Annotated in this window: 21 protein-coding genes and 1 pseudogene; 21 read left to right on the top strand and 1 reads right to left on the bottom strand. The window is 36.8% G+C overall.

Annotated features, from left to right (window positions below):
- The first annotated feature begins 73 nt into the window (after positions 1-73).
- From ACWM35_RS01100 to ACWM35_RS01085, 4 genes are read left to right on the top strand one after another with little or no spacing between them, the layout of a single operon-like run.
- Positions 74-1,147 (top strand): Wadjet anti-phage system protein JetD domain-containing protein, encoded by a 1,074-nt coding sequence (locus ACWM35_RS01100; protein WP_454814648.1) that lies wholly within the window; start codon positions 74-76, stop codon positions 1,145-1,147.
- On the top strand, positions 1,138-2,652 hold the full coding sequence (locus tag ACWM35_RS01095) for a hypothetical protein (RefSeq protein ID WP_454814646.1): 1,515 nt from the start codon (positions 1,138-1,140) through the stop codon (positions 2,650-2,652). Before ACWM35_RS01100 ends, ACWM35_RS01095 begins: the two co-directional genes overlap by 10 nt.
- Positions 2,649-3,398, top strand: coding sequence for a DUF6063 family protein (locus tag ACWM35_RS01090; protein ID WP_454814644.1), 750 nt, complete (start codon positions 2,649-2,651; stop codon positions 3,396-3,398). The genes ACWM35_RS01095 and ACWM35_RS01090 overlap by 4 nt, the downstream gene beginning before the upstream one ends.
- Positions 3,376-7,839: a hypothetical protein gene (locus ACWM35_RS01085; RefSeq protein WP_454814642.1), complete on the top strand. Its 4,464-nt coding sequence runs from the start codon at positions 3,376-3,378 to the stop codon at positions 7,837-7,839. Before ACWM35_RS01090 ends, ACWM35_RS01085 begins: the two co-directional genes overlap by 23 nt.
- 141 nt (positions 7,840-7,980) lie before the next feature.
- Here ACWM35_RS01085 and ACWM35_RS01080 read toward each other — a convergent pair whose 3' ends face one another.
- Positions 7,981-8,892 carry a DMT family transporter gene (locus tag ACWM35_RS01080; RefSeq protein ID WP_454814640.1) on the bottom strand — a complete coding sequence of 304 codons (912 nt, stop codon included), beginning with the start codon at positions 8,890-8,892 and terminating at the stop codon, positions 7,981-7,983.
- Between the two features lie 291 nt (positions 8,893-9,183).
- Here ACWM35_RS01080 and ACWM35_RS01075 point away from each other — a divergent pair, with 291 nt between their 5' ends.
- From ACWM35_RS01075 to ACWM35_RS00995, 17 genes and pseudogenes are all read left to right on the top strand, one after another.
- Entirely contained in the window at positions 9,184-9,861 is a 678-nt protein-coding gene (locus tag ACWM35_RS01075; RefSeq protein ID WP_454814638.1) for a DUF421 domain-containing protein, read from the top strand.
- Positions 9,862-9,885: 24 nt separating this feature from the next.
- The gene (locus ACWM35_RS01070) at positions 9,886-10,575 is read left to right on the top strand and encodes a hypothetical protein (protein ID WP_454814636.1); all 690 of its coding nucleotides are present in this window, start codon (positions 9,886-9,888) and stop codon (positions 10,573-10,575) included.
- 160 nt (positions 10,576-10,735) lie between these two features.
- Positions 10,736-12,679, top strand: coding sequence for a CoA-disulfide reductase (locus ACWM35_RS01065; RefSeq protein WP_454814634.1), 1,944 nt, complete (start codon positions 10,736-10,738; stop codon positions 12,677-12,679).
- Between the two features lie 1,236 nt (positions 12,680-13,915).
- Positions 13,916-14,179 (top strand): metal-sensitive transcriptional regulator, encoded by a 264-nt coding sequence (locus ACWM35_RS01060; RefSeq protein ID WP_454814632.1) that lies wholly within the window; start codon positions 13,916-13,918, stop codon positions 14,177-14,179.
- Between the two features lie 122 nt (positions 14,180-14,301).
- Positions 14,302-14,781 carry a DsrE/DsrF/DrsH-like family protein gene (locus tag ACWM35_RS01055; RefSeq protein WP_454814630.1) on the top strand — a complete coding sequence of 160 codons (480 nt, stop codon included), beginning with the start codon at positions 14,302-14,304 and terminating at the stop codon, positions 14,779-14,781.
- A 28-nt stretch (positions 14,782-14,809) separates the two neighbouring features.
- Positions 14,810-15,172: a rhodanese-like domain-containing protein gene (locus ACWM35_RS01050; protein ID WP_454814628.1), complete on the top strand. Its 363-nt coding sequence runs from the start codon at positions 14,810-14,812 to the stop codon at positions 15,170-15,172.
- Positions 15,173-15,188: 16 nt separating this feature from the next.
- Positions 15,189-15,485 (top strand): rhodanese-like domain-containing protein, encoded by a 297-nt coding sequence (locus tag ACWM35_RS01045; RefSeq protein ID WP_454814626.1) that lies wholly within the window; start codon positions 15,189-15,191, stop codon positions 15,483-15,485.
- Between the two features lie 52 nt (positions 15,486-15,537).
- A complete protein-coding gene (locus ACWM35_RS01040; RefSeq protein ID WP_454814624.1) occupies positions 15,538-16,107 on the top strand; it encodes a sulfurtransferase TusA family protein in 570 nt (189 codons plus the stop codon).
- Positions 16,108-16,152: 45 nt separating this feature from the next.
- Complete coding sequence (locus tag ACWM35_RS01035) at positions 16,153-17,280, top strand: MBL fold metallo-hydrolase (RefSeq protein WP_454814622.1); 1,128 nt, start codon at positions 16,153-16,155, stop codon at positions 17,278-17,280.
- A gap of 19 nt (positions 17,281-17,299) precedes the next feature.
- Positions 17,300-17,527, top strand: coding sequence for a sulfurtransferase TusA family protein (locus tag ACWM35_RS01030; RefSeq protein ID WP_454814620.1), 228 nt, complete (start codon positions 17,300-17,302; stop codon positions 17,525-17,527).
- 51 nt (positions 17,528-17,578) lie between these two features.
- On the top strand, positions 17,579-18,355 hold the full coding sequence (locus ACWM35_RS01025; RefSeq protein WP_454814618.1) for a sulfite exporter TauE/SafE family protein: 777 nt from the start codon (positions 17,579-17,581) through the stop codon (positions 18,353-18,355).
- Between the two features lie 139 nt (positions 18,356-18,494).
- A complete protein-coding gene (locus tag ACWM35_RS01020; RefSeq protein WP_454814616.1) occupies positions 18,495-18,854 on the top strand; it encodes a hypothetical protein in 360 nt (119 codons plus the stop codon).
- Between the two features lie 246 nt (positions 18,855-19,100).
- Positions 19,101-21,455: pseudogene (locus ACWM35_RS01015) on the top strand (cytochrome P450); the annotation flags it as partial.
- Positions 21,456-21,576: 121 nt separating this feature from the next.
- Entirely contained in the window at positions 21,577-21,819 is a 243-nt protein-coding gene (locus ACWM35_RS01010) for a hypothetical protein (RefSeq protein WP_454814614.1), read from the top strand.
- 128 nt (positions 21,820-21,947) lie between these two features.
- Positions 21,948-23,462, top strand: coding sequence for a spore germination protein (locus ACWM35_RS01005; RefSeq protein ID WP_454814612.1), 1,515 nt, complete (start codon positions 21,948-21,950; stop codon positions 23,460-23,462).
- Positions 23,463-24,659 (top strand): Ger(x)C family spore germination protein, encoded by a 1,197-nt coding sequence (locus ACWM35_RS01000; RefSeq protein ID WP_454814610.1) that lies wholly within the window; start codon positions 23,463-23,465, stop codon positions 24,657-24,659.
- Between the two features lie 18 nt (positions 24,660-24,677).
- Positions 24,678-25,781, top strand: a complete 1,104-nt coding sequence (locus tag ACWM35_RS00995; protein ID WP_454814608.1) for a GerAB/ArcD/ProY family transporter — start codon at positions 24,678-24,680, stop codon at positions 25,779-25,781.
- The last annotated feature ends 218 nt before the right edge of the window (positions 25,782-25,999 follow it).

Below are 25,999 nucleotides of genomic sequence, written 5' to 3'. Positions count from 1 at the left end.
CCTCAATCTCATAACTAGTTTATAATAAAAGGATGTCCAAAATGGATTTATGAAACTATGAAGTTGTAAGTAGGTGAACAAAATAGACATCATTGAAACAAGGGTGAGAGGTTTTATTGCGGATATTCAACACCCAAAACAAAAAAAGAAAATAAATATGAATGATTTAGAACTTCAGTTACGAAGGCTTTTGGATGATTATTTTGAAATGGACGGATATTCGTTGTTCTACCGTACAATCGAAACATTGCAAACGGAGGGAATACTCATTCCCATTCAAAATAATCAATATAACGGTAGAACACCGGCACTTTCCTTATACTATTGGGTTAATATCAAAGTTCAGGCAATGAAATGGGATCGTCTTGCCATGATGAAATTAGGCGATCAGTTTGATTTTTCCTTTTATGAACGGCATCCCGAGTGGCAAACCAAGGACGAATGGGAAAGAATCCAAAACTTATATACTTTTCTAAAGTCAAGCCAGGATCGGGAAACTGTGTCAATTGAAGAAAGAAGCTTAGAGCTTTTTGGCCATGAAAAATTTCTGTTAGACAGTGATAGTTTTCCTGAGGGAAAAGGATTTTTAGCTAGAATCGGAGTATCAGAAGAGCAGCTTAAAATAGTGACTTACGGCGAGCCTTTTGTGTTTTGGATGAAACAAGGGAAAGAAATAAAAGATATTCAGAGGGTATTGATCGTTGAAAATTTATCATTCTTCCATACTTCCATTAAGTTATTGGAAGTCAGTCAGCTCGATTATGAACCTGAGCTAATTATATATGGTGAAGGAACGAAAATTGAACGAAGCTTTTCTTTCTTCTTTCGAATGTTTCCAGCGCACAACTTTCTTTTCTATTACGCAGGAGATCTTGATGCTGCGGGATACGGAATTTTAACTAGGCTTATAGAAAAATACCCTGATTGCTGCATACAGCCTGCCTTGAAAATTTATCGCAAAATGCTTGAATGTATCGATCAAAAGAATGATCAAAAGCAAGGCCAAACAAAAAACCTAAAATACCGTGATACCTTCTTCCAATGGTTTACTGAAGAGGAACAAAAGCTTTTGATGCTACTATGGCAGGAAAATAAGAGGATCCCACAAGAAGTTTTAACAATCGAAACTTGGAGGAAATGGCAGTGAACGAATCATGGGAAGGTTTCGCACAGCGAATGCAACGATTAAATCCATTGTTTGAGCTTGGGAGGGGAATGGAGGTAGGCGAGCTAAAACCTCATATCCAAACCATTCTGATGCAAGTGCTCCTCATCATCTTTTATCGAGAATTAAATGATGATGACCATCGAAGTAAATCCGATATCAAATTTATGGTAGAAGATTCGATTAAACAAATGAAGCTATTAGCAGATGATAAACAGATTGAACGGATTACAAGCGGTCTTTTATATCAGGGAAAAGAAGAGTATAGCAAACCGTTCGAGGCCCTATATTACGATGAAATAAGACAATCATGGGAGACACAGGTCTTCCGTTATGTCACCATGGATGAATTGTACACAAATCTTGAAATGGGCGGGTCCATTGTTTATAAACTAACGGATGTTGCTCAGGAAATGATCTTTATGAGCAGGGAAATGGCAGAGGAGTTCTCCATCACGATTGAACAGCTGTATAGTATGCAATTGATTAAAAATGGTAATTTTCGAAAAGCTACTCGAAACCTCGATCACCTCATTTCACGCGTAAACCGCTTAATGGCAAATGAATTTTCATTCCAAAAAGAAATGATCAACAATCCCAAAATCTTATTGGTCGAAGAAGAATGGCAAAGAGCCGATAATCGAGTTGAAATTGAAAAGCAATTTGAAGAAGAGAAAAACCACTTCCGTACGATTACTAGTATGATAGAAAAGACGAAACGAAGAAATGAAGAAGATGATTATATTCAAAAAGAATTGATTGTTCTTCAAGAAAAAATTGGCCATACAAGGCAGTTGCATGATCGGTTTGCAAAGCTAGTCATTCAAAATATTTCCTACGAGATGAAATTAAAAGCAGAAAACCCGTCCTTGTTTTGGGAAAACAGTCTCGTTTCATTTCGTGAGCATTACTATGAAAATTGGATAATGAAGGAAAACGTACAACATTTCACTGTCATCGAAAAGGTGCTTTCGCCTTTATTCTCACCAAAGAATGAGTTTATCCTGCCACTTGATTGGATTTGGGGGGAGCAAGAACTCAATGAGAAACAATTAACGGACCTTATCATAGAAGAAGAGCCGGAAGAAAGTATGACACGGCTGCGAGTAACCAACTGGGATTCCGTTATTAAGGCATGGAGTTATGTATTTCAATTTTTACAAACAAACGGTGAATTTTCATTAACGGATTTAAAAGACCTGCCATTAGAGGTACAGGATTTATGGTTTGAAGAATCTGAAACGATCGATTTGTGGATGATGTTCGATAAAAAACCGTTGAAAGTCCAAGTACTGCATCGAAAGGAAGAAACCTTAAGTGATGAAAGGGAAATTCTTCTATATAAACTAATGAAGGAGTATCCACAATTTGAAATGTTTGAAGGTTTAAAGCTCTATACCATGTTCGATCATCGGGCAAAGCCATTCCTTTGGTATCAAATGAAAATCACCCCTTTTAAAATTTGTGTGCAGGAGGAGAAACGATGAATGCCGATACCATCAAGAGAGCATCAGCAGTTTATTTTACGCTATTAAAGAATAAGGTTATCGACGAAAATAGTGAACATTTCCAAACCTATTTCGATCCGGAAGTAAGACAGACAGTCCTTTTATTAGCGGACGAATCCGGTACTTATATCATTGAAGCACCAAAACGTATTCATTTAGTGGTTCAGCCAACTGGTTCGGTTTTTGCAACGAATTTTACCCATATGAAAGATAAGCACAAACAAGTTGAAACGAGGAAACATTTTCATCTTATTAGTATCGTTATTATGTCTTTTTTAGCAGCCATCGACCGTAACCAGGCAGCAAAGATTCGAACGAAACGGGAAGGAATCAGTTTCTATGCTTTAGAACGTCTTGTGAATGATCTAATCATTAAATGGGAGAGTCTGCTTAAAACTCAACCGAGCTTCGGAGAAGAAGAACGAATTGATATGAAGGAGGTTGTGACCACCTGGAAATACATGGAGGTTGATAGTGATGATTTTGGGTTGAAAAAGGGTAATAGACGAACCAGAGTCGGTTTAATTGCCGGTGCTATGCGCTTATTAGAGAGTGAGGGGCTAATCGTTATTTTGGATCGGGACGATATCGCTAAGGTCATTCCTAAACAAGAGCTTTTTGAACGGATTGAATACTTGTATCACGATTATGATCGTTATGAACTTTTTAAAAAGTTAATGACGTCTTCAGAGGAGGATGAGCATGCCGAAAATCCATCGAATTAGAATTGTCGGCCTGAAGTATGATGGCATGCAAAAGCAATATAAAGATACTACGTTTAATTTCCATAACGATGAGACATCTACAAATGGTCTGATTGCGATGATGAATGGCGGCGGAAAAGGTGTATTCCTTCAAACCATTTTTCAAGTACTTAAACCTGGTACCTCTTGGGGAAAGCAAAACAATCGTTATTATCAGCAATTCTTCTTTAATAATAAAGAGCAGTTTATTCCCTATACCTTTCATGTTCTTATTCAATGGGAATTGGATGGTGCGGACCGCCACCATTTGATAACCGGAGGAATGTTCTCAGCCGAACAGCGGATTTCAATGAGTGAAGAAAACGCAGATAAACCATTGGAACAGGAAGCTAAGATTCTCCCGAATATTACATTTTATACCAGAGAGTTTGAACGGAAGGAAGAGGCAGCACTTGAGCATATCCCGCTTTTTGAAAATGATGAAGTGGCTGAAACCGAAAGCTTGAAGGATTATTTAAAGTGGAATGGATATGACGTCTACCGAGATACAAAGAAGCACTATCGCATCCTTGATACATACGGCATTAACCGTAAAGACTGGGATATTATGAAGGACATTAATAAGGATGAAGGCGGCGTTGGCAAGTATTTCGAGGGGGCTGAGGACGATCATTCTCTGTTCCAGAAACGAATCATTCCAACTGTAAGTCAGGTCTTACATCGAACCGAACATCAAAAAAACGATCTTGTCGAGATATTTAAGAGTCAGGCTAGTATTGCCAAGGACCTGCCAGTTCTATTAAAAAGAGAGCAAGCCCATAAGGAGTTTTTAGAAGACATTGTTCCCTTTGAAGAGCATTTAGCTAAGGGTGTTGAACATAAAGAGATTGTTCAGGCAAGTAAGCAGACAGGCAGGCAACTTCTTGGTGCGCTGCAGCATTTAAAGCAATCAGAAGAGGAAAGATTGCTTACTGTAGCGAAGGACATGGAGAAATTAATCAACAGGCAGACCGATTTACGTTATCAAAAGGATAATTTAGAGTTTGCAAAAGCTCACCGAGAGGTCATGGATTGGGAAAAGAAAATAGTGGAAGAAAGGGAAAAACATGCTTCCCTACAAGAGATCGTTAAAGTAAAACTTGACAGAAAAGAACAACTTGCCTTCCAAGCCTTACTAAAAGAATGGAACGAAAACGAACAGAGTATTCGATCACTTTCTCAGCAGATCGCGACTTTAGAGCAAAATAGCGGTTTAGAGCAAGTGAATCAAAGAATGGATGAAATTAAACAAGAAACTAGAGTGCAATGGGAACAAGCCTTTTTAGCGATACAAGAAGGAGTTAAGCAGTATCAAGCGTACCAAAAGTTTTTAAGTAAAAAGATAAAAGAAATCTCACAGCAAGATAAGCAGAAGACGAGAGATATTGCGCAGCTTAGTACTGAAATTGATTTTTTATATACGCAAATGCATAACTTTGAATCAAAGGAAGAAGCACTTATCCAAGAATTTGGCGATCGTTTAACCTATGACCTACAAGGGATGATCGAGAGTTTCTTAAAACAAATTGACGAGAAAAAAGCAAGATTAGTTGAGATACAAATAAAGGAAAAAGAATCTAATGAGAAGCAAAACAAGTTAGCTGCTTCAAATGGTACGCTCGTCCAATCAATTCAGTTTTCAGAAGCCAAATGTGACGAATTAACACTTTCAAACGAAAAGCAAAAAGAAAAAGAAGCAAAACTTTTTGATAAACTTCAAGGTTTATTAGATGATGTTTCCGTTCCTTTTACGCACTCGCTCATATCAAAATATAACTTGCAAATAGAAGAAATATTGAGCAATAACCGTCAACAAGCAGAGCAAATGAAAAAAGAACTTTGGGAATCACAACTTGATCATTCCTTAAACGATGAGCCCTTTTGGATTGCCAATAAAGATGTGAAAGAATTAAAGGAATGGATTGATGAGAAGACTGGTATTGATGTGTTTTATGGGACTCAATTTCTCCAATCATTAAGTCACGAAGAACTTGCGAATACCCTAATTGCTTATCCCCTCCTTCCATACGGTTTGGTGGTAAGCGGGCAGCAGTGGCAAAAAATTAACCAGCAGGTTTTAACAGGGAAAATGTTTAAAAGTCCTGTCCCTATTTTTTTACGTGAAGAAATGAACAAGGAACAGCACCAGCCATCCTTTGTCATCATTAACGGAAAAGAAAAAGAGCTTTTAACTGATAAAAATCAGTTTACCAGTTGGAAAATAAAGATTGCTAAACAAATAGAAGACAAGCAAGATACGCTTACTGAAATGGAGAAGACAGAAATTTCCCTGCGTCGTATATTAAAGGAAATCGATCGTTTCTCATCAAATGAACTATCTAGTGATATCGAAAAAGAGATTATTCACGAACAAAATAGACTACTAACGCTGAAAACGGAATTGCAGCAAATCAAAGCACAAGCAGAGAAAGAAAGAGAATTACAGCTTGTGTTGAAAGATCAACTGGAAAAGACAAAAGGAAAGATTGAAAAGCTGACAAGAAATGTAGAAACAATAGAGGATTTTAATCAAGAAAAAATCCTTCATCAAGAAAACAAGCAGGTGAAACACGAAAAGGAAAAACAGAAGGACGCTTTGACCATTCAGCAACAAGAGATAGGCAAAGAGCACCAGCATACTGTTGAACTGCAAAACCAGTGGAGTCAAACATACCTGGAATGGAAACTTACAACTGAACAAAATATTAAGGAGATTGCTTTCTTTATTGAAGAAGCTGTATTTCCTCCTGAACAAAAAGCGGACCAATCGGAAGAGGTTCCTCGGTTATCACCACATTTATTACAAGAGATAAATGGAAGTATCGAGGAGCTAAAACAGCTGCAAAAATCAAAGGAAGAACAAGCAAGAGAATTACTCGTTCTTCAAGCTAGAAAAGAAACGGAACAAAAGCAGCAGAAGAAATTGGAGAAAAAACTCCATGCTCATGATGAGGAATGGAAAAATGCAGCTGAACCAGAGGAACCAATCAGTATCTTAGAAAATATGCTTCAAAATGCTCAGAAGGAAGCGAAGGCAGCAGAAAAGGAAGAACGGGACCAAGGAACGGCGGTAACGGTTGCAGAAACCTCTTTAAAACACGCAATCGAACAACGTGACAAATTAGGAAAAAAGATAGAAAAGCATGAAAAACAACCAGAAGCCTGGGAAGACCTTGATTTAGAAGTAAAAGAAGTAGAAATAAAAGACCAAACGAAACAAACGAAAGAGGAGGTAAAGAAGGCTGAGAAAGTTCAAAAAGAAACAGAAACGAATATTACAGGTTATGATGGTGATTTATTAACCCTATCCGTCATTCTTAAAGAAGAAGCAGCTGTATTTACGAATAATGATGTCGAAAAAATTAAGAATCAAGGAAAAGCCTGTATTTTGTCCTGGTGCGAAGAACATCAAGCCATTCAAGAAGAAGGTAAAGAAAAGCATGCGAAAATTGACCAATCATTGCGTAACTTAAAGCTTACGATTGAAGGAAAAGATTGGGAGATCCGTTTTAAAAATGAAGTATTAACTACTTTAGATCATATGGATACAAGGCATTATACGCATATCCAAAGCATTGTGAAAAATATGAAGCGGTTTTCACAAAGCGGCTTGGAACAATTAGAACGTGATAAAGAAAGGGCAGAAAAGGCGCAAAACTTCTGGGCCAGCCGTGCCAGCATGAAAGTCATGAGTATTTCAGAGGCGATTCGTTCTATGATTGCGAAAATGAAACTGAAAAATGAACGCGGATCCTTTCCGCTTGTCCAACTTAAAGAAGATATCTTACCTAAAAAGGCAGAAGATATCGAACCACTTTTAAAACAGCATTTTGTTTCGGCTATAAACAAAATTACGAAACAATTTGATCTGATTGACGATCATAACCGTGCATTAGATGAAGAAATTAAACAGCTAATAAGTGATGAGCAAATTCTATTTGTCTCTCTTCGAAATCGATATCCTGAGCTGCTTGTCTATAATATGCGAACCGATAATGCCTTTATGTATGGAAAACCGCAAAGAGAGCATTATTCCACCTGGCAGACCATTAATCAAGGCTCTAAGACGAAATCAGACGGAAGTGGGGGACAAAAATTATCCGCCCGAATGGTTATGATGATGATGTTATTATCAGTAAAAAGCGAAACGGATCAAAGCTGGGTTCCTTTAGTCTGTGATAATCCGTTTGGACAAGCTGCATCGGCACATGTACTTGACCCAATCTTTGCTGTTGCTGAAAAACTGAAGTTCCAATTCATCGTTGTTACTCCGCCTGAACTTGTAAAAACGGAAATCAGCCAAAGATTTGATGCCTATTATAAATTGGATTTCATACGTGATAAAGGAAAAGAAATTGTATCAGACACGATTGTTCCAGCCTTTCGGATATATCAGGGGGAGGAAGCGGCTCAAGTTAGGTAACAAAAATAAAAGTTTTGCTTAACCTAAAAATCTCACTTTCTATAAAGAAGGTGAGATTTTATATTTTTATCGATTATGGAATTAGTAGCCGAACTAATTGAATGGAGACTGGTCTTTTATTTCTCCACCGAATAACTACTTTTAGGAGGCGCTTTTCCTTTCTAATGGGGCAGAGTTCATTTTTGTTTTATTGATTTTAATATTTCCTGCAACAATTCCACCTAATATTAAAATAACCCCCAGCCATTGAGATAAACTAACAGGCTCTGCTAAGACTAGGGAAGATAGAATAACTGCTATAGGTAGTTCAGAGGATGTTAAAATGGTTCCAAGTCCTGGTCCAATATGTGGCATACCAATTGTAAATAAGAGTGGCGGTAAGACTACTCCTAGCAAACCAAGATACAAACCATACGGTGCAATTTCGATTAGAACGGGTAAATGGAGTAACTCGGTTGGCGGAAATAGGATAAAAACGGTAATCAGCCCCCCAGTGGTAAAAAAAGCGCTTTTTTGCACAGCTGGTATATCATTTTCGACAATACCACTAAGAAAGATAAAAGTAGTATAAGTCAAAGCAGATAAGAGTCCCCAAACGGTTCCTTGCCATGTCATTTCCCCGCTGCCTTCTGCAAGAATTCCAGCTGCAAATATAGAGCCGATGACAAGTATAGCAATGGAAACAACTTTCCCAAATGATGGTGTCTTTTTATAAAAAAGCCACTCAAATATGCTGCCAATCCAGACAAATTGAAATAAAAAGATGATCGCAAGCGAAGCATTAAGTGATTGCAGTGATTGGTAATAAAAAAGACTAGTTAATCCAAGTGGGATTCCGCATAGTAGTAATTTAGCTATTTTCGTCAGTGTAAGTTTTTTCCTTTTCGTAAAAAGAGCAACGATCCAGATTAATATAGTCCCCATTAAGAATTGACTTCCAGTTACATCTGAACTGGTAAAACCCGCAGCATATGCTAGCTTTACAAAAGTAGATAGTGCTCCGTAACAACATCCCCCTATAAAAACAATTAGAGCGTAATGCCAAGTTTTCATTTTTTTACCCCTTTCATTTTCCTAAAAACATAAAAAACCACACAGCTATATATAGCTGTGTGGCGAAAATAGAGATTTCTCTAGAAAAATCCACAAACAAAAGATTTTATTATTCAATTTCCTAAAGAATTTTAAAATAAATCGAACTTAATGTCAATCGAAAACGGAGCTAAAGGAATTTGGCCAGAATTTTATAAACATGAAATTACCTTTATTGGGAATAACTAACAATTAAATTAGGAGTATTTGTATTTATGAGAATAGAGTCAAATGAATGGAGTTTGTATTTTAATGAAAATTTTGTACCTAACAATGGAACTAATAGTTGGCTTTTTATATCTTTTTCTTTTGGTAAAAGTGGTAGGGAAAAAAATCATTAATCAAATTTCTCCGTTTACGTTTATCGCAGCCATTGTGCTTGGGGAACTTTTAGGAAATGCCTTGTATGACCATAAAATAGGTGTATTTTATATTATTTACTCTATGTCTGTATGGGGAGGATTGCTTTTCCTTGTTGAATATTTAAGTCAAAAATCTCTAATTTTTAGGGGTGTTGTGGAGGGAAAACCCTCAGCACTAATAAAAAACGGTATCATTGATCGCGAGGAATTAAGGAAAAATAGGATGACAATTAATCAGCTTCAAAGTTTGCTTCGACAAAGTGAAACTTTTTCAATTCGAGAAGTTGCTTTTTGTTATTTAGAGTCTAGTGGTTCATTAAGTATTCTTAAAAAATCTAAGTACCAAAAAACTACTCAAGAAGATTTCAACCTCCCTTCAGAAGCTGTTTATGTTCCCGTTACTTTAATTAGGGATGGTGAGGTCCTCTGGGATGAAATGATTGATTTAGGTTTTGATGAGGCTTGGTTAAAAATTCAATTAAAAGCACAAAATATTACAGACTATAAAGATATATTCATTGCTGAATGGCTGAACGGGGATGGTCTATTTGTTCAGACTTTTACATAAAAGGAATATTCGGGAGGCTGTCATATGAGAAGGATAAATTCTGGCTCCGTCAATTCTTACATTAGATATGGGAACATTAAAATACCGAAGAGTATTCTAAGTGAGTGTCCTGAGTGCAGAAAGACAACTGAGTTTATGCTCAATGCCAATTATCAAAGCAGCAAAAATGGATTGGTCACGGAGTCTAGTTGTCCTACTTGTAAAAAATCTGCTGTCTTTGTCATTATGACCAGGGATTTTCCCGATGATCAAGGTGAACATGCTGATACATATATCTATGATGTTCAAGCTTCTAAACATCCAATCAATCAAATAGAAAGCCTCCCTAATGTACCAAGGGATCTTATTCGAGCTTACCGATCCGCGATTAACGTACATCAATCTAGAGAGAATTCAGCTACTGCTGTTATGTCCAAGCGGGTAATAGAAAGTATCCTTAAACATTTTCTTAAAGAAAAAAGTAAGGGTCAACCCTTATCGCAACAGCTTGAAATTTTGCCAAATCATGTTGAACTAGCAAAGCCGATTCAATCGTTAAGCCATCTGCTCGCATCAGATGGCTCCTTGCACAGGATGCTTGAATTAGAAACTGAAATGGACTATGAGACAACTTCCTTATTAATGGATTTATTAGAAAGTTTAATCGAGTATCTCTTCGTTTTGCCTGGTAAAATGGAAGTCACTCATAACAAAATTGCCCAAAAATTTCATTAGAATAGACCAGAGATGACCTGGTCTATTTTCCATTATTGATTGTGAAGAAAATGTGAATATCTCTATTAATCACTTTACAATATTTTTTTGAGAGATATAATACCCATATAGGTATAAACCCTAAGGGGTATATTAAGAAAAAATTGAAGGAGAATTCAAAATGACTAAGAAAGTTATTATTGTTGGTGGCGTGGCAGGAGGAGCTACTGCTGCAGCAAGATTAAGAAGAATTAGTGAGGATGTGGAGATTGTTCTTGTGGAACGTGGAGAACATATATCGTTTGCAAACTGCGGTTTACCTTATTATATTGGTGAAACGATTAAGGATCGCAGCAAATTATTAGTACAAACCGTAAAAGGGATGTCTGAACGATTTAATCTTGATATCCGTAATTTAAGCGAAGTGGTAAGTATTAATCCAGACAAGAAAAATGTCACCATAAAGAACCTCCAAACCGGTGAAGTGTACGAGGAATGGTATGACAAGTTACTTTTATCACCAGGAGCAAGGCCAATTGTACCACCTATTCCAGGATTAACTGAAAATGAGACTCTTTTTACATTAAGAAATATTCCAGATACAGATCAAATCAAAAATTATGTGGACTCTCAACTTCCTAAAAGAGCAGTTGTTATTGGCGGTGGGTTTATCGGGATCGAGATGGCTGAAAACCTGGTAGACAGGGGAGTCGAAGTTACGATTATTGAAATGGCCAATCAAATTATGGCACCAATCGATATTGAAATGGCTAGTATTTTGCACACTCATTTAAAAGAAAAAGGAGTTAAGTTAATTCTTGAAAATGGCGTTCATTCCTTTACGGATCATGGAAAGAAAGTAATTTTAGCAGATGGAACGGAAATTCAAACAGATATGACTATTTTATCTATCGGTGTTAGACCTGAAAATGAATTAGCTAGTACTGCAGGTTTGGCATTAGGGGAGCGTGGAGGAATTGTGGTTAATGAATTCCTTCAAACGTCTAACGAAGATATCTATGCGGTTGGGGATGCTGTAGAGGTAGTTGATTTCATCAATGGAACAAAGACGATGATTCCACTTGCAGGACCCGCCAACAGACAAGGGCGTATTGCTGCTAATAATATGATGGGCAAAATAGAAAAGTATCAGGGGACATTAGGAACTTCCATTGCTAAGGTGTTTGAATTAACAGTTGCAGCTACCGGTAATAATGAAAAAACATTAAAGCGTTTAGGAATGAACTATGAAGTTGTGCATATTCACCCAAGTTCGCATGCTGGATATTATCCAGGAGCTGCTCCAATTTCATTAAAAATAATCTTTGATAAAGAAACAGGGAAAATCTTTGGAGCACAAGCCGTTGGAGCCGACGGCGTGGATAAGCGAATCGATGTAATTGCAACTGCGATTAAAGGTGGATTAACAGTAGAAGATTTAACAAATCTAGAATTATCATACGCACCACCGTATTCTTCAGCAAAAGATCCAGTTAATATGGCAGGCTACGTTGCAACGAATATTATGGATGGAGAGTTGGAACATGTACAATGGTATGAGGTTGATCAAATTGTTGCTGAAGGTGGACTGTTAATCGATGTTCGTGAACCAATGGAACGTGAATTTGGTTATATTGAAGGTTCCATTAATATCTCCCTGAACGATCTACGAAATAAATTAGATGAAATACCAAAAGATAAGACTGTTTATGTAAGCTGTCAGGTGGGATTAAGAGGATATTTAGCAAGCCGAATTCTTAAAAATAACGGCTATAATGTTAAAAATGTCGATGGAGGCTGGAAAACTTACTCATCTGTATTTGGCAGCAATATAAATAAGAATGTTGAAACAACAACAAATGATCTTGGGGAAACTGTTGTAGAAAATTCAAATACAATCAGGGTAGATTCCGTTGTGGATGTAAGTGGGTTAACTTGTCCGCTGCCAATTGTTAAACTAAAAAAGGGGATTGATTCATTGGAAAGTGGCCAAGTTATTGAGCTTCATGTTACAGACAAAGGTTCTTTAAATGATCTTCCCGCATGGTCAAATAACGCTGGTCATACCATTTTAAAAACAGAACAGGATGAAAAACTCATTAAATTCTGGATTAAAAAGAAATAAACAAAATGTAGGACCGCTATGATAAAGGCGGTCTCCATCTTATTAATAGAAGGCTCTTTTCTAAATGAATGTTGTTTTCAATTATTTCTCGAGGATTCACCTGAAAAATACAAAAATAGAACGTTTTTGGAGATTTTTCAGAGTGATTTCCATGGAACTCGAAAATTCCCTTTGATGGGCATCAGAGAAGACATCTGATTCCCGTTTCACAAGAAAAAACATGTGTACGGGCATCAGAGAAGAAATTTGATTCCCGTTTCACAAGAAAAAACATGTAGACGGGCATCAAAGTATGCATCTGATTCCCGTTTCACAAAAAAAAACATGTGTACGGGCATCAGAGAAGCCATCTGATTCCCGTTTCACAAGAAAAAACATGTGTACGGGCATCAGAGAAGCCATCTGATTCCCGTTTCACAAGAAAAAACATGTGTACGGGCATCAGAGAAGAAATCTGATTCCCGTTTCACAAGAAAAAACATGTGTACGGGCATCAAGAAATCTAATTCCTTTTCACAAGAAAAAGCATGTGTACGGGCATCAGAGAAGAAATCTGATTCCCGTTTCACAAGAAAAAGCATGTGTACGGGCATCAGAGAAGACATATGATTCCCGTTTCACAAGAAAAAGCATGTGTACGGGCATCAGAGAAGACATATGATTCCCGTTTCACAAGAAAAAGCATGTGTACGGGCATCAGAGAAGAAATCTGATTCCCGTTTCACAAGAAAAAGCATGTGTACGGGCATCAGAGAAGAAATCTGATTCCCGTTTCACAAGAAAAAACACGTGGACGGGCAACAGAGAAGCCATCTGATTCCCGTTTCACAAGAAAAAGCACTTGGATGGGCATCAGAGAAGCCATCTGATTCCCGTTATACAGGAAAAAACACGTGAGGCATCAGAGAAGAAATCTGATTCCCGTTTCACAGAAAAAGCAAGTGGACGGGCATCAGAGAAGCCATCTGATTCCCGTTATACAGGAAAAAACACGTGGACGGGCATCAGTGGTCGCGTATGATCACCAATTTAACCTGATAAATCAGTTCTACTAAGGGCTGAAACGATAATGTAGATGGTAGATACCAAAACAAATAAAGTTTGCGAAAACAGCCTAACAGAAAGATGACTTAAAATTTATTATTGACATTATACCTATAGGGGTATATTATTGGATCTATCAGTGATATTTATTTTTTTCGAGTAAAGATAAAGACTGTTAGAGGAGGTAAAGCCATGGATTATAATGATCAAATCAAAAATAGGGTAAAACGGATTGAGGGACAGCTTAGAGGTATTTTACGTTTAATGGAAGAAGATAAAGATTGTAAAGAAGTTATTACACAGTTATCTGCAGCAAGAACTGCTATTGATCGAACTATCGGTGTGATTGTAAGTTCTAATTTAGTGGAATGTGTTAGAAAAGCAGAAGAAACGAAAGAAAGTAGTGCCGAAGAATTGATCAAAGAGGCAGTAAACCTATTGGTAAAAAGTCGTTAAAAAATAAAAAGGGTTGACACCCCCTTTTATTTTCATTAACATTATACCCATAGGGGTAACGGTACATTTTTTTGAATTAAATAATACCCCTATGGGTAACTAAAGGTGGAGGAGAATATAAAATGGCAGAAAAGAAAAAAACAACTATTGTATTATTGAGTGGGGATTATGACAAAGCAATGGCAGCTTATATTATTGCGAATGGTGCAGCAGCCTATGATCATGATGTAACGATTTTTCACACATTCTGGGGATTAAATGCCTTAAGAAAAGATGAAAGTATTTCGGTTGAAAAAGGATTCCTGGAAAAAATGTTTGCGAAAATAATGCCTAGAGGCGCTGACAAAATGGGGTTATCGAAAATGAACTTTGCAGGTTTCGGCCCTAAGCTAATCAAAAAGGTGATGAAAAAACACAATGCACTCCCACTTCCTCAACTAATCGAAATGGCACAAGAGCAGGAAGTAAAATTAATCGCATGTACCATGACGATGGATTTATTAGGTCTGCAAAAAGAAGAGCTTTTAGATAATATTGAATATGCAGGAGTTGCCGCTTATTTAGCAGAAGCGGAAGATGGAAATGTCAATTTGTTTATCTAAGATTTCATTCTTGATAGGAGGACTTTAAATGGAGTATTTAAATTATCTATTACTTGCACTTTTACTGTTTTTTATTGTAAATCGCTTTATACCAACAAAAGGGATCAGAAATATTTCAACAGTGGATTTAAAAAATGAATTAAAAGATAAAAATAAAATCTTTGTAGATGTGAGGACAGCAGGAGAATTTAAGGGAAAAAATATAAAGGAATTTAAAAATATTCCTCTCCATCAGCTTACAGAAAGAGCAGAGAAAGAACTGTCAAAGGATAAGGAAATTGTTGTGATTTGCCAGAGTGGGATGAGAAGTCAAAAAGCCAGTAAACTATTAAAGAAATTGGGTTATACAAAAGTAACGAATGTAAAAGGCGGTATGAGCGCCTGGTCATAATAAGGAGGAATGGACAATGAAAGAAATGGCGGCGAAAGAAGTTGAACAATTACTAATTGAAGGAAAAAAACTTGAAATCATAGATGTTCGCGAAGTAGATGAGGTTGCAACTGGAAAAATTTCAGGAGCGATAAATATTCCTCTAGGACTGCTAGAGTTTCGTATGCATGAATTGGATAAAACGAAAGAGTATACCATCGTCTGTCGTTCAGGTGGTAGAAGTGCTCGTGCTTCACAATTTCTTGAGTACCAGGGATTTAACGTAATCAATATGACCGGTGGCATGCTTTCTTGGGAAGGGAAAGTTGAATAATTTTTTCATCTACAATAATACCTATACAGGTATATAAACAGGAGGTTTTAAGATGGAGACGATAAAAGCTAATATGATTTTAGATGCAAAAGGGTTAGCATGTCCAATGCCTATCGTTAAAACAAAGAAGGCAATGAACAACTTAGAGGCGGGTCAAGTGCTTGAAGTTCAAGCAACTGATAAAGGATCCAAAGCTGACTTGCTGGCTTGGGCTGAGAAATCGGGACATCAATACTTAGGTACAATCGAGGAAGGTGAGGTTTTATGTCACTATCTTAGAAAGTCCTCTAGTGATGAAACAATCGAAAGAAAACACGAAAAAGTAATTAATAATGAAGAGCTTGAAAAGAAAATCAATGCAAATGATAACATAGTTATTCTTGATGTAAGGGAAACAGCAGAATATGTCTTTCATCATATTCCAGATGCTATTTCTATTCCATTAGGTGAACTAGAAAATCGTTTAAATGAATTAAACAAAGAGGATGACATCTTTGTCGTCTGCCGAACAGGGAACCGTAGTGACCTTGCTGCACAAACTTTAGCAGAAAGAGGATTTAAGAAAGTAATGAATGTTGTCCCAGGAATGAGTCAATGGACTGGGAAAATAACTTCTCTTTAGCATGAAAAAATTTTAGTTTCAAATATACCTAAGGGGGTAATTTTGGTGACTGTAAGCATGATGACTTCAAAAGAAGTAACTAAAAAAGTTTTTAATAAAGATGAATTGTTCATATTAGATGTTCGTAATGAAAGTGACTTTCAGGATTGGAAGATTGAAGGTAAAAACTTTGAGTATCTTAACATTCCGTATTTTGAATTACTTGATGGTGTAGAAGGAATTATCGATAAGGTTCCATCTGATAAAGAAGTTTTAGTTGTCTGTGCGAAAGAAGGATCATCCATTATGATAGCTGAAATGCTCTCGGATGCAGGGTTATCGGTTTCTTACCTAAAGGGTGGTATGAAGGCATGGAGTGAACATTTAGAACCTGTAAAAATTGGAGAGTTAAAAGATGGTGGCGAAATTTATCAATTCGTGCGGATTGGTAAAGGATGTTTATCTTACATGGTTGTGTCGAATGGCGATGCTGCTATTATTGATGCAACTCGGATGACGGAAGTTTATCTTGAATTCGCTGAAAGAATTGGTGCGAAAATTAATCATGTATTTGACACACACCTGCATGCCGATCACATTTCTGGCGGAAGAAATATTGCTGAACGAACAGGTGCAACTTATTGGCTCCCTCCAAAAGATGCAGCAGAAGTTACTTTTGCCTATCATCCATTAGAAGATGGAAACGAGGTTGAAATTGGAAATGTAAAAATCAAAATCCAAGCCTTATATTCACCCGGGCATACAATTGGTTCTACTTCATTTATCGTGGATGAAAAATTTCTGCTAACGGGTGACATCCTATTCATTGACTCAATTGGAAGGCCAGATTTAGCTGGTTTAGCCCAAGATTGGGTGGGAGATTTAAGAGAAAGTTTATATAAGAAATACAGAGAATTATCTGAAGATCTTATCGTACTTCCTGCACATTTTATGATAATTGAAGAATTGAATGAAGATGGAAGTGTAGCAGAAAAACTAGGAACACTTTTTGCCAAAAATCATGGTTTAAATATAGAAGATGAAGCGAAATTTAGAAAAATGGTTACGGAAAACCTGCCACCACAACCAAATTCTTATCAAGAAATTCGTGAAACGAACATGGGGAAAATCAATCCTGATGATGAAAAACAACGAGAAATGGAAATTGGACCAAATCGCTGTGCCGTTCGATAAATACTAGGAGGTAAAAGTAATGGAAGCAAATAAAGTTTTAGATGCAAAAGGGCTAGCATGCCCAATGCCGATCGTTAAGACCAAAAAGGCAATGAATGAATTAGAAAGCGGCCAAGTTTTAGAAATTCATGCTACCGATAAAGGAGCAAAAAATGACCTTGCAGCATGGGCAAAATCAGGCGGTCACGAGTTAATGAATCATGAAATAGAGAATGATGTACTTAAGTTTTGGATTAAAAAAGGTTAAGAAATAGGGAACCTGGTATGGTTCCCTTTTCTTAAAGGGGGTGGAAGTAAAATGGATTTTGGATTTATTTTGACCATTTTCTTAATAGGATTTATTGGTTCCTATTTATCAGGGATGTTAGGAATAGGCGGTTCGATTATTAAATATCCAATGCTTTTATACATTCCTCCGATATTTGGTCTAGCAGCATTTAGTGCCCACGAAGTGTCTGGAATAAGTGCTGTACAAGTGTTTTTCGCGACAATTGGTGGTGTATGGGCCTATCGTAAAGGCGGTTATTTAAATAAGACGCTAATCGGATATATGGGGGCTAGCATATTAATTGGTAGTTTTGTAGGCGGTTATGGTTCAAGGTTGATGACAGAGGGTGGAATTAATTTAGTATATGGTATTCTAGCCTTAATTGCGGCTGTCATGATGTTTATTCCGAAAAAAGGTATTGACGATATTCCTCTTGAACAAGTGAAGTTTAATAAATGGCTGGCAGCTATTCTGGCTCTAATAGTTGGAATTGGTTCTGGAATTGTTGGAGCAGCAGGCGCATTTTTATTAGTTCCAATCATGCTTGTTGTCTTAAAAATACCTACACGTATGACGATTGCTTCTTCACTGGCCATTACGTTTCTATCATCAATAGGTGCAACTGTTGGAAAAATTACCACAGGACAAGTTGAATTTTTTCCTTCCCTCATCATGGTTATTGCAAGTCTAATCGCCTCACCTCTAGGTGCAATAGCAGGGAAAAAAATTAACACCAAAGTATTGCAGGTGATTTTAGCGTTATTAATTCTAGCAACAGCAGTGAAAATTTGGATGGATATCCTATAACTTTAGATCACTTAAACCCATTACATAAAAGGTGATGGGTTTTTCTTAATTTTAAATGTAATCACATATTGGTTTTCGAATATCGTATCCATACATATACTTTTTAGAAAAAGAATTTGTTTTGGGAGGAGAAGCTGTGATGAACTTCGAGATGCAAAAAGCGATCATGCTGGCAGAAAATATACACAGTTTTATTAAATTAGTCCATAAATATCATCATCATAAAAACAGCTTTAGATTAAATCCTGATAAATTGTATCAAATCAAACTCATCATCGAAGATTTTAAATTCCAAATACTCGCTGATGAACTAATAAGAATAAACAAGTATGATTGGAACGAGAAATATACCTATCATTTAGTTGACCAATTTAACCAAGGAATCAACATTATCGCTGAATACTTGAAAAATAACTACGATGAATTATTTCTTCTTTCAGCAAGAGTGCACATATTATTGAGCCAAAGCTCATCCATTAGAAAGCTCGAAACCACCTGATTCCCTCCTTATTTTTCTTGAAAAAATATCAGTATTCTTCAATGTTAACAAATTATCAAAAAGTTCAAAATCTATTATTGCTATCTTACGAAAATAGTATTATACTAATTTTAAATTTGTTGAATTATTCGAAATTAATAGGTATTGAGGGAAAATGTAATTGTATTTTTTTTAACAAGAAAATGAATGATTATTCATTCATAAATTTCATTCGTTAGATCATATATTATGCAAAGGAGAGTTATTATGGAAAATTTCATCCCAATTCCACAGCCCAAGACCTACGGTCCGCTAGGCAACTTGCCGCTAATTGATAAGGAAGCACCTACTTTATCATTTTGCGAATTGGCAGAGCAGTATGGTCCAATTTATCGAATGGAGTTTTCTGGAGGATTCTCAACCATTATTCTTTCAGGACATGAATTGACTGCTGAGGTCTGTAATAATCCAAAATTCGATAAAAGCCTGGCAGGTGGTTTAAGTAAGGTTCGGGCTTTTTCAGGAGATGGGCTATTTACCAGTAAGACCCAAGAGCCTAACTGGCAAAAAGCTCATAACATTCTTGTCCCATCTTTTAGTCAACAAGCAATGAAGGGTTACCACTCGATGATGGTAGATATTGCCTTACAGTTAGTACAAAAATGGGAACGACTTAACCCTAATGAGAGTATTGATGTAGCAGATGATATGACGAAGCTGACATTGGACACGATTGGTTTATGTGGTTTTAATTATCGCTTTAACAGTTTCTACCGTGAAAATCACCATCCTTTTATCAACAATATGGTGAATTCTCTCGATGAAGCCATGCATCAAGGTACACGACTGCCGATTCAAGATAAATTTATGTTTAAACGAAAACGACAATTCGAGCAGGATATCCAGGAGATGTTTACCTTAGTTGACCAATTAATTGCTGAGCGGAAAGAACAAGGGGATCAAGGGGAAACCGATATGCTTGCGCGGATGCTTAGCGCTAAGGATCCACAAACAGGGGAGCAGCTTAGTGATGAAAATATTCGTTTTCAAATCATCACTTTCCTGATAGCAGGACATGAAACAACGAGTGGTTTATTGTCGTTTACTCTTTACCTGCTATTAAAGCATCCAGAAGTCCTTAAAAAAGCTTATGAAGAAGTGGATCAAGTATTAACAGGTCCGATTCCAACCTATAAACAAGTTACACAACTTAAATATGTTCGAATGATATTAAATGAATCACTACGCTTATACCCGACAGCACCACAATTTACCCTTTATGCAAAGGAAGATTTGGTTCTTGGAGGAAAATATAAGATCGATAAGAGGCAAAATGTTGTGGTCCTCTTACCGCAACTACACCGAGACAAAGAGGCATGGGGAGAAGACGCGGAGGAGTTTCGCCCTGAACGATTTGAAGATCCAAGTAAAATTCCACATGATGCTTATAAACCTTTTGGTAATGGGCAGCGGGCTTGTATTGGAATGCAGTTTGCCCTTCATGAAGCGACATTATTGATGGGTATGATTCTTCAGAAGTTTGAACTAATTGATCATACAAACTACCAATTGAAAATAAAACAAACTATGACGCTGAAACCGGACAATTTTACCATGCGTGTCCAAGTAAGAGAGCAAAAAATAGTCAACCCAATGGTTGATTCACGGGAAAATAATGCGGGCGAGTTGAAAAAACGTAGTCTAGCTCAAAATTATTCACTGATAGGGGTAAACAATCAGCCATTCCTTGTGCTGTATGGTTCCAATATGGGGACGGCAGAGGGTATTGCCCGTGAAATGGCGGCAACAGCTAGCCAAGTTGGTTTCATGAGTAAGGTAGCGCCACTTGATGATTGGATTGATCAATTACCTGCCGAGGGGATAGTCTTAATTATCACTTCCTCTTATAATGGACGACCACCAAAAAATGCACGGAAATTTGTTCAATGGTTAGATCAGCTCGAACCAAGCAAACTAAATGGAGTTCAATATGCCGTATTTGGCTGTGGAGATCGTAACTGGGCCAATACATATCAAGATGTGCCGAGATTCATCGATGAACAGCTAGCCTTAAAAGGAGCTATACGGTTCTCGGAGCGCGGTGAGGCGGATGTAAGTAATGACATTGAGGAACAGCTTCAAGCCTGGAAAAGGGTATTTTTGACTGATGTCATGAAGGTCTTTGGATTGACACGAGTAAATAAAGATGAGTTGAAACGCAGTGTCCTAACGATGCATTATGTTAATCAAGAAGTTGATCAATTGTCGGATTTACCAAGTAATAGCAAAGAGAATGTAAATCGAGTTTTACGTCGTTATCGATTGAATGGTAATGCTCGGGTAATGTTATCTGCTAGTGGAGATAACATAAACCATCTGCCATTAGAACGTACGATAAGTCTTTATGAGCTTCTTGATAATAGTGTAGATTTGCAAGCTGTAGCGACCCGCAGTCAAATCCGTGAAATGGCTGATTTGACTGTATGTCCTCCACATAAACGGGAATTAGAATTATTACTTGAGGAAGAAAACGATAAATTATCAATGCTTGACCTCCTTGAAAAATATGAAGCATGTGAAATGACATTTGAACGGTTTTTAGAGCTTTCACCTCCATTAAAAATAATGGCAGAAATGATTTAATGGATTCAAAACAAAAAGCAGAGACATCTGCTTTTTTGTTTTTGTCATAACCATGTTTACTCACATAAACTATGGTATTAATAAGTAAGGATGTTGCTTTATGAGGTATTTACGACGACCACAACCAATGATTGGTCAAGCTTGGACGGGAAGACATGTTATTTTGCTTCATTGTAATTTGGATAATCAATTGATTAGTCTTCATAAAAGCCTCCATGCACCGATTGAGCCCCCACAGAACAATTGTGCTGAAACATTATCACAATTATTAAGTATTGGCTATCGTATCCAAGCGATTACCCCCGTATTAACCAATCAAATTCAATATTTTTTGGTACTGTAATGCATCTTTAATATCAGGCTAAAAGCTAGGATGATTTCAATCTTCCTAGCTTATTTTATTGGCGAAAAATTACATGAATTTACGTTATTTGGTAATTATAAAAAAAAGGTTTAAGGAGATGAAATCCTATGTTGAAAATGAACAAAAATCAAAACAATGGGAATTCCGATATCTCTGATAACCGTATCACAACAGATATTCAAGATAATATTGCTCAAATCAAAATAGAGTTGGGAGAAAGCTCCGATTTGATTATTCGTACGATAAAATGTGGAGATAGCCTAACTGCATTTGCTGTTGTACACATTGATGGGATTTCAAGTACACAAAATATACATGAACATATCATTGAACCTCTTCTAGCCTATAATTCTAATCTGAAAAAAGATCCATTGAGGGAGATCTTAGAAAAAACTATAGCAATCTCCAATATGAAAGAAAAATACTTTTTTAAAGACATACTAGCTGCAATTGTTACAGGTAACACAGTGATATTAATGGATGGGGAAAAAAGTGCACTAATCCTTGAAACAAAAGAAATTGAATCGAGAAGTATTGCCGAACCCACAACTCAAACCGTGATCCGTGGTCCGAAAGACAGTTTTACCGAAAAACTTCGAACGAATACTTCGCTTGTCAGAGCAAGAATTCAAAGTCCGGATTTGCGTCTTGAACAGATGAGTATCGGTGATGTGACCCAAACAACCGTTGAGATAATGTATCTTAAGGATATTGCAAATGAATCTGTTATAAGGGATGTCAAAGAACGACTACAAAAAATTACCATTGATGGGATTCTTGAATCTTCCTATATCGAAAGTTTTATACTAGATGACAATCATTCACCTTTCCCAACTGTTCAAAATACAGAAAGGCCTGATGTTGTCGTAGGAAATTTACTTGAAGGGCGGGTGGCGATTTTTATAAATGGGACACCTTATGTCCTTATTGTCCCTGTTACCTTCACCCAGCTTTTCCAATCACCAGAAGATTATTACCAGAATCAATATATTGGCAGTTTTTTAAGGATGTTACGATTGGCAGCATTCCTATTAGCCTTATATGCTCCTGCTGTATATGTGGCCATGATTACTCACCATCATGCACTAGTTCCAACGGTATTACTTGTAAGTATCGCTGCCCAAAGGGAGGCGATTCCCTTTCCTGCGATTGTAGAGGCTTTCCTTATGGAAATTACCTTTGAAGTTTTACGGGAAGCCGGCATTCGGATGCCTCGAGCAGTAGGTCCTGCTCTTTCTATTGTGGGAGCCTTAATCCTGGGACAGGCAGCGGTTGATGCTGGATTTGTGTCAGCAGCGATGGTGATCATTGTATCCGTAACTGCCATTGCCAGCTTCGCACTCCCAAACTACAATATTGGAATTGCTGCTCGAATACTTCGATTTATATTATTAATTGTCGCTGCCTATGCGGGATTGTATGGTGTATTAATTGCTTCACTCATCATCGGAATGCATATGTGCGGGCTCTCATCTTTCGGAGTTCCCTATCTTTCTCCAATTGCACCATTTAAACTCGACGAGCAACGGGACGTTCTGTTCCGTTTTAACCTTACAAAATTAGTAAAAAGACCTTCACCTGCTGTAAAAAGAAACAGAGTGAGAATAAGGGAGAAAGATTGAGTGATCAAACAAATGAGAAGAACATTATTATTTGTGATAATTTTAATATTTGGTTCACTCTCAGGTTGCGCCAATTATAAAGAGTTAAATGAAATTTCTCTTGTCCTTGGATTAGGGATTGACTATAACCCAGATAAAGAAACTTTCGAGGTTGTTTATCAAGTGGTCAATCCAAAAGAAAATGCAGCAAAGGAGACGGGGTCAGGTGCTACGCCTGTGGACAACTATAAAACCAGCGGGAAAACACTTTCTGAAGCTGCCAGGAACTCCTCTAAAGTTTTTTCACGTCAGAATGTCTACTCCCATATTCAGCTAGTTATTATTGGCGAACATTTGGCAAGAAAGGAAAGCTTAAACTTTATTTTTGATGTATTTGAGCGTGAAGCAAGTGTTCGAGTGAATGTACCTGTCCTAATCGCACGAGGCAATGAAGTGAAAACGACAATGGATATTATTCCTTCTATCGATAAGGTTCCAGTTAGAACATTCGTAGGAAAAATTAAAAATTCATCCCGTTTACTGGGAGAATATGGAGAAGTAAAAATCAATCAAGTTATTGAAAATTTAACGAGTTATGGAATTGAGCCTTCAATAAATGGAATAACCGTTGTAGGAGACAAGAAGACTGGTTCTTCAAAAGAAAATCTAGAAAAGATGGAAAAAGCAATTGTCTCACTTAATGGAATAGCAGTCTTTAGGAAAGGGAAACTTGTTGGCTGGTTAGATGGAAAAAAGACAAAATCGATTCAAATTATACAAAACCAATTGAAGAATACCAACTTGAATATTCCTTGTGATGCGAGACGCTATAATTCTGTTATGGTGAATCGATTGAAAAATAAATCTAAAGTCGAAATAAAGAATAATCAAGCAGAGATTACAGTTCAAACTAATGCCTATGGTTATTTATCCGAAATGCTTTGCAACAAAGATATTAGTAAACCTGAAGTATTAAATGAAGTGATGCTGAAAGCGGAACGAGAATTAGAAAATGAAATAAGAGAAGGGATCGTTGCTGCTCAGAAGCTAAAAAGTGATGTTTTCGGCTTTGGGGAAAACTTACGTATTGCAAACCATCATAAATGGAAGAAAGTTAAGAATAATTGGAATGACTTATTTTCACAAGCAGTGGTAAATGTCCAGGTAAATTTGGAGATTGAAGGAACAGGAATGCGAATTAAGCCTTATCCTTATTAACAAGGAGTGGAAATATAGATGGACCAGGCAAAAATAAACGGATTTCAATTGTTTAGTGTCATATTTTTATTTGAATTAGGAAGTGCTCTTCTTTTAGGGCTGGGGGCTGGTGCTCAACAAGACGCTTGGATGGTTGTAATAATGGGCATTTTATTCGGCTGTGGGCTTTATCTTGTTTTTGCCAAATTAAATAATCTATATCCTTCACTGCCACTGACACAATATCTCCGAAAAATACTTGGCCGATATTTAGGGTGGGGAATAGGGCTTTTGTATGTCATTTATTTTCTATACATTTCTTCCAGAGTCCTGCGTGATTTTGAAGAACTTTTAGTTATATCAGCCTACCGGGAGAGTACACGCCTGACAATTGGTATCATCATGATTGGGTGTGTCATGTATGCCATCTACAAAGGATTGGAAGTATTTTTTCGAATATCAGAACTATGCCTTTTCATAATCATATTGATGTTACTACTCCTAATTTTGTTTGAATTTGCAAGTGGAATCGTTAAATTTGATCATCTCCTTCCTGTGTTAGAAAATGGTTGGAAACCAGTATTAAAAGCCTTTTTTCCAACTACTATGACGTTTCCTTTCGGTGAAATGATTACCTTTACCATCCTACTGCCTTACTTGAACAAACAAGAAAAGGCAAAAAAAATGGGGGTAATTGGAATTATTATTAGCGGTATGGTTTTACTAATCGAAACCTTATTGAATATCGCTATTGAAGGGGCAGATATTTATACAAGATCAGCCTTTCCCATCTTAACTGCTGTAAGCTATATTAACATTGCTGAGTTTATTCAACGGCTGGATACGCTAGTGATTATTAGTATGGTGATTTTAGGGTTTGTAAAAATTACGGTGTTTTTCTTCTGTGCAACCATTGGGACTGCTGATTTGTTTCATATTAAACAACCAAAGAAATTAATTTATCCAATGGGGATCATTGTCCTTATTAGTTCAATTATTATGGCTCCAAATGATATTGAACACTTAAATGAAGGATTAAAAGTGGTACCCTATTACTTACATCTTCCTATGCAGGTAGGGATTCCTATTTTGCTATTAATTATTGCTTTGATTAAACAAAAAAGAAATCAGCAAACATCATAGCTATGTTTGCTGATTTTTTTTTAGTTTGCTATAGGCCTTTAAATAAATAAGAGGAAGGAAAAAAATAAAAATGAGGAAATAGTCTTCACCTGTTATCTTATACTGAAGTTTACTAAAACCTTTCAGTACTTCGCCTATACCTAGCCCCTGTAGAAAATCAAGAAATGCTACCAGCACTAATACAAGGAAAAATAATAAAAGGGAAACAAATAGATTCT

Source organism: Neobacillus sp. K501 (assembly GCF_053749995.1).
Note: the sequence above shows the minus strand (reverse complement) of the source record. Positions and strands in the feature narration are given on the sequence as shown.

Coding starts and splice junctions, on each gene's coding strand:
- ACWM35_RS01095 (WP_454814646.1), top strand. CDS start 1,138: ATGGCAGTGAACGAATCATGGGAAGGTTTCGCACAGCGAATGCAACGA.
- ACWM35_RS01090 (WP_454814644.1), top strand. CDS start 2,649: ATGAATGCCGATACCATCAAGAGAGCATCAGCAGTTTATTTTACGCTA.
- ACWM35_RS01085 (WP_454814642.1), top strand. CDS start 3,376: ATGCCGAAAATCCATCGAATTAGAATTGTCGGCCTGAAGTATGATGGC.
- ACWM35_RS01080 (WP_454814640.1), bottom strand. CDS start 8,892: ATGAAAACTTGGCATTACGCTCTAATTGTTTTTATAGGGGGATGTTGT.
- ACWM35_RS01075 (WP_454814638.1), top strand. CDS start 9,184: ATGAAAATTTTGTACCTAACAATGGAACTAATAGTTGGCTTTTTATAT.
- ACWM35_RS01070 (WP_454814636.1), top strand. CDS start 9,886: ATGAGAAGGATAAATTCTGGCTCCGTCAATTCTTACATTAGATATGGG.
- ACWM35_RS01065 (WP_454814634.1), top strand. CDS start 10,736: ATGACTAAGAAAGTTATTATTGTTGGTGGCGTGGCAGGAGGAGCTACT.
- ACWM35_RS01060 (WP_454814632.1), top strand. CDS start 13,916: ATGGATTATAATGATCAAATCAAAAATAGGGTAAAACGGATTGAGGGA.
- ACWM35_RS01055 (WP_454814630.1), top strand. CDS start 14,302: ATGGCAGAAAAGAAAAAAACAACTATTGTATTATTGAGTGGGGATTAT.
- ACWM35_RS01050 (WP_454814628.1), top strand. CDS start 14,810: ATGGAGTATTTAAATTATCTATTACTTGCACTTTTACTGTTTTTTATT.
- ACWM35_RS01045 (WP_454814626.1), top strand. CDS start 15,189: ATGAAAGAAATGGCGGCGAAAGAAGTTGAACAATTACTAATTGAAGGA.
- ACWM35_RS01040 (WP_454814624.1), top strand. CDS start 15,538: ATGGAGACGATAAAAGCTAATATGATTTTAGATGCAAAAGGGTTAGCA.
- ACWM35_RS01030 (WP_454814620.1), top strand. CDS start 17,300: ATGGAAGCAAATAAAGTTTTAGATGCAAAAGGGCTAGCATGCCCAATG.
- ACWM35_RS01025 (WP_454814618.1), top strand. CDS start 17,579: ATGGATTTTGGATTTATTTTGACCATTTTCTTAATAGGATTTATTGGT.
- ACWM35_RS01020 (WP_454814616.1), top strand. CDS start 18,495: ATGAACTTCGAGATGCAAAAAGCGATCATGCTGGCAGAAAATATACAC.
- ACWM35_RS01010 (WP_454814614.1), top strand. CDS start 21,577: ATGAGGTATTTACGACGACCACAACCAATGATTGGTCAAGCTTGGACG.
- ACWM35_RS01005 (WP_454814612.1), top strand. CDS start 21,948: ATGTTGAAAATGAACAAAAATCAAAACAATGGGAATTCCGATATCTCT.
- ACWM35_RS00995 (WP_454814608.1), top strand. CDS start 24,678: ATGGACCAGGCAAAAATAAACGGATTTCAATTGTTTAGTGTCATATTT.